The following is a 12,484-nucleotide window of genomic DNA, read 5'->3' on the forward strand; positions in this document are numbered from 1 at the left end:
GCGAGATCGCGTTCGCGCTCCAGGACTCGTCGCGGTAGCTCAACGAACGTCGTGATCGCCACCACGAGTAGCCCGCAGGCGGCGCCCACGCTCCACGTCCTCGGCTTCCTTCGCGTCCGCCTTGTCCGTGCCCCGGGTGTCGCGGGCCGGCAGCTGCACCGTCTCCTCGGCGGGTATGCCGGACTGGAGCTCCCGTCCGCGCTCGAGCTCGGCGTCGAGCTCCGCGCCGAACAGCAGCGCCACGTTGGTGATCCACAACCACAGGAGGAAGACGACGACGCCTGCCAGTGCGCCATACGTCTTGTCGTAGTTGGAGAACGAGCTGACGTAGAAGCCGAAGGCGGCCGACGCGAGGATCCAGACCACGATCGCGACGACCGCACCCACACTCACCCAGCGGAAGCGTGGTTGCTTCACGTTGGGTGTGACGTAGTAGAGGATCGCCACCACGAGGACGACCACGAGAAGGATCACCGGCCACTTGGCGACGTTCCACAGCAACACCGCGGTCGAACCGAGCCCCATCGCATCACCCACGGCCCGGGCTGCGGGACCGGTCAGCACCAGCGCCATCGCCACCAGCGCGACCAGGACGACCTCCACCAGCGTCACTGCGAGCATGACGGGGCGCAACTTCCAGAACGGCCGTCCTTCCCGGATCTCGTAGATCCGGTTCATGGCACGCCCGAACGAGCCGATGTAGCCGGAAGCAGACCACAGGGCAGTCACGAGCCCCACCACGAAGGCGATCCCGGCGGCCCCCTCCCGATTTGCCATGGTCTTGAGCGTCGGTCCGAGCGTGTTCGCGGCCGAGCCGGCGCCGACGTCGCGCAGGATCCCCAGCAGGGTGTCGACGGTCTGCTGGCCCTGGCCGAAGAGGCCGACAAGGGACAGGAGGGCGATGACAGCGGGGAACAGCGCCAGGACGGCGTAGTAGGTCAGGGCCGCCGCGAGGTCGGTGCACTGGTCTTTGCTGAACTCGCGAAGGGTCTTTCGCGCGATGTACTGCCACGACTCACGCGTGACCTCCGTCGGCGAGTCGGGGACGGCAGCATCCGGGCTTGAGGATTGGCGTTCGGCTTCGTGGTGCGTGGAGTGGGTTTCGGCGGACATGACGCTCCTTCAGGCGGGGAGGGCTGGGTCGGTCAACCTCTGGGCGCAGCGTCCCCGACCTCATCTCTCGTGGGTATGGGTTTCGTGGTCTGAGCGGGCCAATGCGCATAAACGACCATCGTTCAGGTTGCCTGTGACGACAGCTGCGTCATCACCCGCGGGACCCACGGGAGCACCTCTCGGGCGAGGAAGCCCAGTGGCGCCTGGTGCTCGCTGACCGCCCTGCCGGCCGTCAGGTGGAGCACCACGCCCCAGGCTGCCGCGCCCTCCGCCGGGACGCCTCGCGCCAGTAGTCCGGCGACGATGCCTGCCTTGACGTCGCCAGACCCTGCGACCCCGAGACCGGGAACTCCCGGGTGGCGCCACACGACCGCCGAGCCAGGTGCGGCGATGTACGTCGTTTCGCCACCCGCGACCACAGTGGCGCCGCACCGGTCCGCAAGCTCGGCACAGCACTCCCCGGGATGGGCTGCGACCTCGCTCTTGTCCCGCCCGAGCGTCTCTGCGAGCTCGGACTCGTTCGGTGTCAGGACCGCCCTTCCGTCGAGATGAGCGACCCCGTCCGGGTGTTCGGTCAGGTAGGCCATGGCCAAGGCATCCAGCACCAGAGGACAGTCCAGTCGCGGCACCAGTTCGTCGAGCAGGTCGTTGGCCGAGTCCGGTGACATCAGCCCCGGCCCCAGCAAGAGCGCGTCGCAACCGTCAGCGAGCTTGAGCACCTGTTCGGCCGCCTTCGCGGCGATCTCGCCGTCGCTGGTCTCGTGCAAGTCGGTCACCAGCGCCTCTGGGAGGGCGACGCTCACCGCGACGGCCACGCTCTTCACGGTCGCGACCTGTGCCTTCCCGGCGCCGGCCCGCATCGTCGCCTCCGCAGCCAGAAGCACCGCGCCGGGAGTCCGCCGGCTGCCCCCGACCACGACCACGCGACCCCGTCCCTCCTTGCCCCCGCCCGGGTCCGGTAGTGGCCACGCGCTGAGTTGATCGGTGCCCAGGTCGCGGACGGTCCGGCTCATGACGCGCTCCCCCGCCCTGCGTGCTCTGGCTCGTGCGTGGCCGGAACGCCGCTCGACTCCACCACTGCGGACGACGCGTACTCGACGAGCTCGGGTACGCCCGCCGGTCCGCGTCGGTACGTGGTGGTCGAAGCGTTGGGGACGTCCACCGTGCGGTCCAGCGTGAGGACTGTGGCCTCGTCCATCCCCTCGAGCACGTAGCGGAAACAGGTGATCACCGCCTGGTGGGTGAAGATCCACAGCCGGTCGGTGGCCGGACGGGTGCCGACGTCACGCAGGAACGAGCGGACCCGCAGGGCTACGTCACACCAGCTCTCACCGCCGGGTGGCCGGTAGTAGAACTTCCCGAGGTGCTCACGCCGCCGCGCCTCGTCGCCGTACTGGTCGCGGATGCCGGTGCCGGTGAGCCCGTCGAACAGTCCCAGCTCGCGTTCGCGCAGCCGCTCGTCGCGCATCACCGGGGTAGCGAGACCAGCCGTGGCGAGCGCCAGCTCGGCCGTGTCCGCGCTTCGCCGGTAGGGCGAGCTGACGACGGCAGTCGGTCTCGCGGTCGCGCCCAGCGCGCGCAGGTGTCGGCCCAAGGCGTCCGCCTGTTCGCGCCCCGTGTCCGACAGGGGCACGTCCGCGTCGCGGTCTTGCAGGTCGAGTCGGGCGGCCCCGGCTTCACGGGCCGCGCGATCTGCCAGGTTGCCGATGCTCTCGCCGTGACGCACCAGCACGAGGCTGGCCGGTCCGAGTCGCTGCATGTCGAGCACGAAGCTCTCCCTCCTCGCGAGGACCGCCGTTGGCCCGCTCTAGGTGTGCGATGCATGTACCTGCCCGCTACCCCGTCCCCGTGCCGGGCAAACGAGCCCGCGCCATCCGTCCCGCGATCGTGATCGCTGCCGTTGTGCGCGTTTGAGTCGGAATGGTTGTGGGAACGGTGAGGTGAGCACCCATGGACACGCCGGGTGTGATGCGACCCCGGGAGACACCAATGACCTCGCCCACCGCGCCGACCAGCCCCCAAGCCTCGAGCTGGGCGGACGAGCTCGGCACCTACCTGAGCCCTCGATGCTTTCCAGCCACGCACGATCACCTTGCCGCCACCTTGATCAAGCAGCATGCTCCGAGCCATCTCCTGTGGCACCTGTCGGTCGCCACCAGGACACAGGAGTTCCGGTCGTTGGACGAGCTCGTCGAGCACTTGGTCATAGCGGCTACGCGCGCCCCAATGACCAGTTTCGGCGATCCCGCCTGACCCACAGCGGTGCGTTCGGGCTCCCGGATCAGCAGTGCGCAGCGCCCGACATCGGTCTAGAGAAGGCGCGTCTTCACCAGGATCCGGGCGAGCTCCGCATCATGTATGCCGGCTCGTTGGGCGGCCTCGTGGAGTCGTTGGCTTGCCGTCTGGTCACCCACGCGGTGCACGGCCATGATCATGCCGACGGCTTGGTCGGTGACGAACTGGTCCCGCATCCTCTCCAGTGTCTGTTGCGCCCGACGCACCCCGGAGAGGGAGAGGTCGGCATTGGTCACGGCGCCTGCCGGCCACCCGCCGCATTCGGCGGCGAGCTTGGAGTGCAGCCCGTCAAAGGCCGTGGGTGTGCTTCCGTAGAAGTTGACTCCGCCGACGACGACCCGGTCCTCCAGGAGGGGGATGGACAGCGTGCTGGCGACGCCGGCAGTGTTTTCCGCTCGCGAGAACAGCAGCCAGTTGCCCTCGTCGAGGGGATCTGATCCGGTCGTTGCCACGATGGCGCCCTGCTGCATGGACTCGACGCAGGGGCCGTTGCCGAGGTACTGCACCGCGTCCAGAGACGCGACGTCCAAGCCGGTGGCGACCCATGTGAACGCCAGTCCTTGCTGCAGGAAGGACAACGTCAGGCCAACACACTCCGGGGCAAGCGCGCCCACCCGGTCGGCCATGGCGCCGAACCGAGCCGTCAGGTCCTCATCCTGGAACCGTGACATCTCGGCCAGCGCCAAGCGCGTCTCGGGAATTCCTTCCATGCTCTCGCTGACCTCCGCTAGACCGTCTACCCATCACATCTACCCGATCCCGCGTCAACTATGCAATGCACCGACCACCCGCTTCGAGCCCGTGGCGTCGGCGGATTCCGCGTCGTATTCTTGGCCTTGGTCGAGAAGTGGCCTTCCCACTTGGGAGATCCCTCAGGGTCGTCATGTAGGAGGTAGCCGGTGACCCGCGACGGTGCGCAAAGCGACGGCCAGACGATGTCGTTCGAGTACGAGGCCGAGAGTGGCCGCTGGACCTGGTCCGAAGGCCTGCGAGAACTCCACGATCTGGCACCTGACGAGGTACCCACCACCGATCTCATCCTGGATCACATGGTCGAAGAGGACCGTCCGGTCATGATTGCCAGGTTTCAGCATCACCTCGTCCACCCAGGCCCGTACTCGTGTGTCTACAGCCTCGTTCGCGGCGATGGCCAGATCCGCCGAGTCATCTTCGTCGGGGAGAGCGAGGCCGTCGGTGGAGAGGTCAAGCGGCTCACTGGTTTCGTCGTCGACCTCACCGAACCCATACGCGAGACCGCCAGGGCTGCGGTGGCCGCCTCCGCGGAGCATCGGGCAGCCATCGAGCAGGCCAAAGGGGCGTTGATGCTGACGTTCGGCGTTGAGGAGGACGGCGCCTTCGAGCTGCTCCGGGCGTACTCCAGCCGGCACAACATCAAGCTCGCGGAGGTGGCGCACCGCATCGTGGCCGGCCTCTGCGACCCTGCCTTCAGCCGGGACGAGCCGGTCCGCAGCCTGCTTGACATTGTCATGTCCCTTGAACCCAGCGATGGTGCAGGCAGTCTTCCGACCCGTTCATCGTGGCACTCGACCTGACGCATTCGTGTGCTGGCGCGAGGCTGACGTGTCTGGTCACCTACCGCCGAACTGCGCGCGGCTCGGGGGGACGAGCCGTCTGCGGATGCGCCGCACCGTGAGCGGGTCGTACGCCATCGCTTCGGGACGCATCGCAATCGCGATCAGCCGACGGTCGTACTCGGAGGCACTCATGCCCCACCGCTGCGCGACCTCTTGGTCCCTCGCACCGGCGTGGCGCCACCATTCTCGTTCGAAGTCGAGGATGGCCATCTCCGTGTCAGTCACAGAGGACCTCCTTCAGCAGGGCGCCCGACGACGGGTGCAGATAGGCCTTCCTTACCCGCTGGAGGTGCTCGTCAATCCACAACTCGGTCCCCGATTCTCGGGGCTTGGGGTAGCGAGCCGCCATCCGCTCCCGCCTGCCGCCGGTGGGGTTCACCCGGGATCCGGTCGGCCGAGGCTCGGCCCCACCGCGTCAGTTTCGTATGCCGGGTGCCGAGTTCCGGCCTTCCTCGCGATTGCGAGGTGACCACCGAGGTATCCCGCCCCGCTGGCGACGACGGTAGCCGCAAGGCTGGCGGCCACGCCCGAGCCGTGCTGGCCGCGACGTCGCAGACCCAGGGACACGGCATACAAGCCAACAGCCCCGAGGTTCAGCGCCGCGTGCAGCGCGCCGACACGGTTCTCCGGCCGGTTCAGCTGACGCCACTCAGCCATGCCCGTGACGACGGTGGGCAGCACAGACACGAGGCCCGCCGCCAGCAACAGGCGCGCAGCGGGGCGGTCAGCTCGCCTGCCACGCACGTCGAGCAGCACCGCCGAAGACCAGAGCCCGATGGGGACATCCGTCATGACCGGGTGAAGTGCGTGACCCGTACCTGCGCCCAGCAGCAGCGAGCGAGTGGGCTCCGCGGCGAGCGGCCTCGACGCAAACTCGAGCACACGACCCAGTCGGTCCAGAGCCGCCGACGACTCGAGGCGGTGCATCGCGCGGACGACCATGTCGTCGCCTTCGCCGCCCTGCGGGACTGCATCGGGTAGGGCATACGAATCCGTGAGTGTCATCCCCACCCATTACCCAGGCGCGGAGATCCCAACCCCGAGCGACAGGGAGAGGGCCCCTGACCAGCGATTCCGCTGGCCAGGGGCCATCTCGTCTTCGGTGGAGGGGATCCGCCAGGGGACGCGAATCGGCCCTGTGAGCAGCAACCCCTCTGTGTGGAGGTTGGCCCGCAACGAGCGGGCGCTCCTCAGTGGGTGTGGCTTGGCTCGCTGATGGCGCGAAGGGTTGCGGGGGCCGCAACAGGCACTCGGCGGACCACGACCGATCAGCCGCCTGTCGGCAACGTCAGGCTGTCCACCTAGATATAGGACATCACCACTTGGGGGATATGCCCCGACCGATGCCGTTCTGTCGTTTACGGACGGCACTAGGGTACCTTGGCGCTAGACCGGGGACTCTGGCTGGGAGGTGGCGGGATGAGTGCCGAGGACAAGTGTTACGAGGTCTCGTGGGACGAGGCAAGCGGTACGGCACGGACCGATTGGCTCCCGGGTGCGGTGTGCGGCATTGAGGAGGCTCGCGCTGTGGATGCCGAGATCAAGGCCCTAGGACGGGGCAAGGTGCTCTCCTTGGTCGACCTTCGTCAGGTTGAGTCGATTGACCGTCCCGCTCGGGAGTTCTTCATGGACCGCAATCCCAACTACCGAGCCGTCGCGCTCATCGCCGCCTCGGCCTCTACGCGAATGCTGGCCAACTTCTTCATGGGGCTGAAGCGAGGCGCGATCCCGGTGAAGATGTTCACCTCCGAGGCCGATGCAGTCGCGTGGCTGCAAGTGCAGGCATGACCGAGGCCCGTCAGACGGGCATCGACAGCATCATCGAGCTGCTCACCAGCCTCGCCGCCGGCGACCTTGATGCCCGCGGGGCACGCCCCGCGGAGGACGACGACCTCGACGCCGTGGTGGTCGGAATCAACATGCTGGCCGAGGAGCTCAGCGCCAACCGCTCCGAGCTCGAGCAGCGCGTTGCCAGCCGCACGGCGGAGCTCGAGGTCGCCCGCAAGGAGGCCACGGAGGCTTCACGCTTGAAGTCAGAGTTCCTGGCCACGATGAGCCACGAGATCCGGACCCCCATGAACGGAGTCATCGGGCTCACCGAACTACTCGGGCACACCGACCTGGACGAGACCCAGGTCCAGTACGTCGACAACCTCCAGAACGCCGGGCAGGCCCTCCTCCAGGTCATCAACGACGTCCTCGACTTCTCCAAGCTCGAGGCAGGAATGGTCGACTTCGAACTCGTCGACCTCGATCCCCGGTCGTTGGTCGAGTCCGTGGCGACTCTGATGGCACCCGTGTCCGCGCGCCAGGAGCTGGAGCTGATCGCCTACTGCGCCCCCGAGGTCCCAGCGCGACTGGTCGGCGATGAGGGACGGCTGCGCCAGATCCTGCTCAACCTCGCCTCCAACGCGGTGAAGTTCACCGACAAGGGCGAGGTGGTGATCACCGCACGGATGAGCACGACGGACCCGGGCCGGGTGCGCTTCCAGGTGACCGACACAGGAATCGGCATCGCGGAAGATGCGCAGCACGCCATGTTCGACTCCTTCACCCAGGCCGACCCGTCCACCACGCGCAGGTTCGGTGGCAGCGGTCTCGGACTGGCGATCTCGCGCAGCCTGACCGAGGCGATGGGCGGCGCCATCGGAGTGGACAGTGAAGAAGGCGTTGGCAGCACGTTCTGGTTCGAAGTGCCGCTCCCCGTGTCGGCGACCGGTCCACCCCGGGTACCGCGCCGCGACCAGCTACAGGGACTGCGGGTCTTGGCCGTGGACGACAACGCCACCAACCGGCTGGTGCTCCACGCGCATCTCACGGAATGGGGAACGCGACCCGACGTCGTCGAGCATCCAAACGCGGTCGTTGGCATGATGCGCGCCGCACTCGCCTCTGGCGATCCCTACGCGATCGCGGTGCTCGACAGGTGCATGCCGTACATCGACGGCATCGAGCTGGCGGGCCTCATCCGCGCCGAGGATACGTTGGGCGGCACTGCGCTGATCATGCTTTCGTCGTCGATCGAGATCGACCGGGCCGAGCTGCGGCGCGCCGGGGTCCAGGGCGCGTTGAGCAAGCCGGTGCGCAGTTCCGAGCTTTTCGACCGGCTCCTCAGGCTGGTGACGGATGCTCCCACAACGGCGTCCGAGCAGGCGGAGAAGCCCGACGCGGCGCGAGCGGCGACGGCTTCGGGACGCGTGCTCGTCGTCGAGGACAACACCGTGAACCAGCTCGTCGCCGAGGGGCTGGTCACACACCTGGGCTACGACGTCGACATCGCCGAGAACGGTGCCAAGGCCGTGGAGGCCGTCACGTCCGTCGACTACGCGGCCGTGCTGATGGACTGCCACATGCCCGTGATGGACGGGTACGTCGCGACCCAGGAAATCCGGCGGCGGGAGAACGGCGGTATACGGGTGCCGATCATCGCCATGACAGCCGGCGTGACGCCCGCGGATCACGAAAGGTGCTTGGTGGCCGGGATGGACGCGTACATCCCCAAACCCGTCGCCCTGAGAACACTCAAGGACGTTCTGGACCGCTGGGCGCGCCCCGCCCATAGCCGGGCAAACCAACCCGACCCTGAGCCGCCGAGCTCGCTCGACAGCGACACATTGGCCTTGGACCCGGAGCGCCTCGCGGCCTTGGACCCCGAGCGCCTCTCAGCCCTACGCGAGCTCGGCGCAGCAGCCGGGCCCGGGCTCCTCCCGGCTCTAGTCGACGCCTTTACGACCGCTTCCCCGGCCCTGCTCGCGACGATGCGCCGAGCCCTCGACGCCAACGACACCAACAGCCTGCGAAGCGCTGCCCACGAACTCAAAGGGTCAGCGGCGAACCTAGGCGCCCGCCGCGTCGCCGACCTGGCCCGTCAGGTCGAAACCGGCGGACAACCAGCTGACGTCGCCTTGCTCGATTTGCTGGGGTCCGAGCTCAAGCTCGCAGAACGACTGTTGCGCGCTGCCCTCTGACAGAGGGAACGCGCAGCCCACGTGGCTATCGCATACGAGCCGAGCCCGGTCAGCCTTCCAGGTTCACCACCGCTTGCGGCAAAGCATGCTGATGGACACCGTCAGCGGGATCAAGACCATCGACGAGTAGCTGTCGGACGCCTTTGGACGCGGGACGCTCAAGACCCAGCACGGGTCCACGAGGGCCGAAAGGCTCGGCCGACCCGCTTCCGGCGTTGCGCACAAGGAGGATGTGGCGCCGCGTCCAGCCAGGTGACGCCTTCCGGCTGAAGACGGCTCCCGCTTGACAGATTAACTGAGCGCGCTCATTATTGAGGTCACTCAGTTAATCTGTCGAGGAGAAGTCAGCATGCGAGCGTTCGTCGTGAGGCAGTACAAGGGTCCGTTGCAGCAAGCGGATGTCTCCGAGCCCGTGGTCGGAGAGCGCGACGTGCTGGTAGAGGTCCAGGCTGCCGGGCTCAACATGCTCGACGAGAAGATCCGGACGGGCGAGTTCAGGCAGATCCTCCCGTACAAGCTGCCGCAGATCCTCGGCAACGACGTCGCCGGAACGGTGATCGGCGTCGGCGCGAAGGTGCAGGGCTTCAGGCTCGGCGACGAGGTGTATGCCCGGCCCGACAAGGACCGCATCGGAGCCTTCGCGGAACGCATCGCGGTTGCCGAGGCGGATCTGGCGCTCAAGCCCGCTTCGGTCAGCTTCGAGGAAGCGTCCTCATTACCGCTGGTGGCGTTGACCGCATGGCAGGCGCTCGTCGAGCGGGGCAACCTGCAGCCAGGACAACGGGTCCTCATCCACGGCGGCGCCGGCGGAGTAGGAACGATCGCGATCCAGCTCGCCAAGCACCTCGGTGCCACGGTCGCCACCACCGTCAGCACCGGCAACGTCGACTTCGTGCGCGCACTCGGGGCGGACGTGGTCATCGACTACCGCCGCCAGGACTTCGAACGGCTCCTTGACGGGTACGACCTCGTGCTGGACAGCCTCGGCGGGACAAACCTCGAGAAGTCGCTCCGCGTGCTGCGCCCCGGTGGCAAAGCGATCGGGATCGCCGGACCACCCGACTCGGCGTTTGCCCGCGAGCTCGGCGCCAACCCGATCCTCCGGCTGGTGATGACGGCCCTGAGCAGCAGCATCCGCCGCCAAGCCCGGCGGCTGGGCGTGACGTACGAGTTCCTCTTCATGCGGGCCAGCGGTGACCAGCTTCGCCAGATCACCGATCTCGTCGATGCCGGCGCCCTGCGCCCCGTCGTCGGGCGGGTCTTCGACTTCGACCAGACCGTGAAGGCAGTTCAGTCGCTCGAAAAGGGCGGCATCCGCGGCAAGGCCGTCATCAGCAGGGCCTGACCAGCCCACCTCATCACCCACGAACCAGGACACAGGAGCACATCATGAGCACGAACAGCCACGCACAGGACGACCTCATCACCTCCTACAAGGACGCGCCGACCCGCACCATCCACGCCGGCGGCGTGACCTACGCCTACCGCGAGCTGGGGCCGAAGGTCGGGGTCCCCGTCGTCTTCCTCGTCCACCTCGCCGCGAACCTCGACAACTGGGACCCCCGGATCATCGACCCCATCGCCGCTCAGCACCACGTCATCACCTTCGACAACCGCGGCGTCGGAGCTTCCACCGGCACCGTTCCCGACAGCATCGAGGCGATGGCCGATGACGCCGTGACCTTCATCAAGGCGCTCGGCTTCGACGAGGTCGACGTCTTCTCCTTCTCCCTCGGCGGCATGATCGCCCAGGCCCTCGTGGTGAAGCACCCCGGGCTCGTCCGCAAGCTCGTTCTCACCGGCACCGGCCCCGCCGGTGGCAAGGACATCGACAAGGTCGCCGGCACCACCTACTACGACATCCTCCGCGCCGCCGTGACGCGGTCGGACCCGAAGGAGTTTCTCTTCTTCAACCGCAACGCCACGGGCAAGCCTGCCGCCCGCGCGTTCGTGGAGCGCCTCAAGGAGCGCACAACGGACCGTGACAAGCCGGTCGCGGTCAGGGCGTTCCAGACGCAGCTCAAGGCGATCAAGAAGTGGGGACGGTCACCCGCCGCCGACCTTTCGCAGATCACCCAGCCCACCCTGATCGCCAACGGGGACAACGACCGGATGGTGCCCTCGGTGCTCTCCGAAGACCTGCACCGCCGCATCAAGGGCTCCGAGCTGGTCATCTACCCCGACTCCGGCCACGGCGGCATCTTCCAGTTCCACGACAGATTCGCCCCGGTCGCCGTCGAGTTCCTCGCCCGCTGACCGACCGGGCGACCCAACCCAGGAGGAATGAGCGACATGAGCAAGTCACTGGCGAAAGCGCCGATCGAACGAGATGCAGCCAACGGCGCTCGTGACCGAGGACTACGACGCAGTCGAGGCCGGCGAGTACGAGGTCATCGCCGATGACCTGACCGGCCAAGTCAAGGCGGCTCTCGGCGGACCGGTGGGGCGCTCTAACCGGAGTTCCGAGATACGAGAGCTCCTCTCACCGCCGTGGAAGAATGAGCGCCGGCACATTCGAGCCCACACCCCGGAGCCCACCGCAGAGAAGGGCGGCAGCCATGCCACTCACCTCCCAGCCCGTCGGACGGCGTGAGCGGAACAAGCAGCAGAAACTCGACCGCATCACCGCCGCCGCACGGGAGCTCTTCGCCGAGCGCGGCGTCGACGAGGTCACCGCCCAGGAGATCGCCGACAGGGCCGATATCGGTGCGGGCACGCTGTTCCTCTACGCCAAGTCCAAGGGCGAGCTCCTGCTGCTCGTGCAGAACTCCACCTACGCCGATGCGCTCACCCAAGGCAGGACGGCGGCCGAGAACATCCCCGACATGCTCGACGCGGTCATGGCGATCGTCCGCCCGGTCGTGGAGTGCAACCGCAAACAGGTCGACAACGGACGGACCTACCTACGAGAGATCGTTTTCGGCGACCCCGAGGAACCCCACCACCGCGACGCGCTCAACCTGACCGTGCAGACCGAAATGGCGATCGCCGATGTGCTGCAGCGGGACGATCGCATCCACTCCGACGACGCCGCTACCCTCGCGCACATCGTCTCCGCGATCATGTTCGTCAGCATGGCCGCGACAATCAACATCGCCAAACCGGCCGACGACCTCGTGCGCGAGGTGAGGGACCAGGTCCGGGTTCTGCTACCCGCGTGATGCCGTCGGAAATGGCCTCTGACCGGCGTTTCCGCCGGCCGGAGGCCATCTCGTCTTCGGTGGAGCTGAGGGGATTCGAACCCCTGACCCCTTCCATGCCATGCACATTCGGAACGTCCACCGGTGTCCCCGAACGTCCACATGAGCACGGACCATTCCGCCAATGTCCCTCGAAATGCGCCGAAACACGCCCCGGTTGTCAAGCAGTCGGTCAAGCATCCGTCTGGGCCACCTCGCGCCCCGTTGGGGTGCGACCGCATAGCGATGAAGTCAAAGCCCACTCTGATTCTGCGCATGGTCTCCCCGCGCAAGCGCACGAGGGCACGAGATCCCGAACCTGGTTGCCCTGCCC

The 12,484-nt window shown here is 67.4% G+C and carries 12 protein-coding genes; 6 read left to right on the top strand and 6 right to left on the bottom strand.

Annotated features, from left to right (window positions below; translation table 11 throughout):
• Positions 1 to 39: 39 nt before the first annotated feature.
• The 4 genes from AC1DXJ_RS11155 to AC1DXJ_RS11170 all read right to left on the bottom strand — a co-directional run bounded on the left by AC1DXJ_RS11155 (position 40) and on the right by AC1DXJ_RS11170 (position 4,118).
• Positions 40 to 1,113, bottom strand: coding sequence for a YihY/virulence factor BrkB family protein (locus AC1DXJ_RS11155; RefSeq protein ID WP_477615357.1), 1,074 nt, complete (start codon positions 1,111 to 1,113; stop codon positions 40 to 42).
• Positions 1,114 to 1,235: 122 nt separating this feature from the next.
• A complete protein-coding gene (locus AC1DXJ_RS11160; RefSeq protein ID WP_477615358.1) occupies positions 1,236 to 2,126 on the bottom strand; it encodes an NAD(P)H-hydrate dehydratase in 891 nt (296 codons plus the stop codon).
• A complete protein-coding gene (locus AC1DXJ_RS11165) occupies positions 2,123 to 2,872 on the bottom strand; it encodes a histidine phosphatase family protein (RefSeq protein WP_477636947.1) in 750 nt (249 codons plus the stop codon). Before AC1DXJ_RS11165 ends, AC1DXJ_RS11160 begins: the two co-directional genes overlap by 4 nt.
• A 550-nt stretch (positions 2,873 to 3,422) precedes the next feature.
• The gene (locus AC1DXJ_RS11170) at positions 3,423 to 4,118 is read right to left on the bottom strand and encodes an ANTAR domain-containing protein (protein ID WP_477615359.1); all 696 of its coding nucleotides are present in this window, start codon (positions 4,116 to 4,118) and stop codon (positions 3,423 to 3,425) included.
• A 189-nt stretch (positions 4,119 to 4,307) separates the two neighbouring features.
• Here AC1DXJ_RS11170 and AC1DXJ_RS11175 point away from each other — a divergent pair, with 189 nt between their 5' ends.
• Positions 4,308 to 4,961: a PAS and ANTAR domain-containing protein gene (locus AC1DXJ_RS11175; protein ID WP_477615360.1), complete on the top strand. Its 654-nt coding sequence runs from the start codon at positions 4,308 to 4,310 to the stop codon at positions 4,959 to 4,961.
• A gap of 36 nt (positions 4,962 to 4,997) precedes the next feature.
• On the opposite strand, the gene AC1DXJ_RS11180 is transcribed toward AC1DXJ_RS11175, so the two are convergent.
• Together AC1DXJ_RS11180 and AC1DXJ_RS11185 are read right to left on the bottom strand one after the other, a co-directional pair.
• Positions 4,998 to 5,228 carry a DUF3263 domain-containing protein gene (locus tag AC1DXJ_RS11180; protein ID WP_477615361.1) on the bottom strand — a complete coding sequence of 77 codons (231 nt, stop codon included), beginning with the start codon at positions 5,226 to 5,228 and terminating at the stop codon, positions 4,998 to 5,000.
• Positions 5,229 to 5,378: 150 nt separating this feature from the next.
• Positions 5,379 to 6,008, bottom strand: a complete 630-nt coding sequence (locus tag AC1DXJ_RS11185) for a DUF2231 domain-containing protein (protein ID WP_477615362.1) — start codon at positions 6,006 to 6,008, stop codon at positions 5,379 to 5,381.
• Between the two features lie 414 nt (positions 6,009 to 6,422).
• Here AC1DXJ_RS11185 and AC1DXJ_RS11190 point away from each other — a divergent pair, with 414 nt between their 5' ends.
• From AC1DXJ_RS11190 to AC1DXJ_RS11210, 5 genes are all read left to right on the top strand, one after another.
• Positions 6,423 to 6,791, top strand: a complete 369-nt coding sequence (locus AC1DXJ_RS11190; protein ID WP_477615363.1) for a SpoIIAA family protein — start codon at positions 6,423 to 6,425, stop codon at positions 6,789 to 6,791.
• Positions 6,788 to 8,971, top strand: a complete 2,184-nt coding sequence (locus AC1DXJ_RS11195) for a response regulator (RefSeq protein ID WP_477615364.1) — start codon at positions 6,788 to 6,790, stop codon at positions 8,969 to 8,971. Before AC1DXJ_RS11190 ends, AC1DXJ_RS11195 begins: the two co-directional genes overlap by 4 nt.
• Positions 8,972 to 9,320: 349 nt before the next feature.
• The gene (locus tag AC1DXJ_RS11200) at positions 9,321 to 10,316 is read left to right on the top strand and encodes an NADP-dependent oxidoreductase (RefSeq protein WP_477615365.1); all 996 of its coding nucleotides are present in this window, start codon (positions 9,321 to 9,323) and stop codon (positions 10,314 to 10,316) included.
• Positions 10,317 to 10,360: 44 nt separating this feature from the next.
• Positions 10,361 to 11,227: an alpha/beta fold hydrolase gene (locus AC1DXJ_RS11205; protein ID WP_477615366.1), complete on the top strand. Its 867-nt coding sequence runs from the start codon at positions 10,361 to 10,363 to the stop codon at positions 11,225 to 11,227.
• 302 nt (positions 11,228 to 11,529) lie between these two features.
• Positions 11,530 to 12,132, top strand: a complete 603-nt coding sequence (locus tag AC1DXJ_RS11210) for a TetR/AcrR family transcriptional regulator (RefSeq protein WP_477615367.1) — start codon at positions 11,530 to 11,532, stop codon at positions 12,130 to 12,132.
• The last annotated feature ends 352 nt before the right edge of the window (positions 12,133 to 12,484 follow it).

This window comes from Pedococcus sp. P2_D9 (assembly GCF_056404275.1).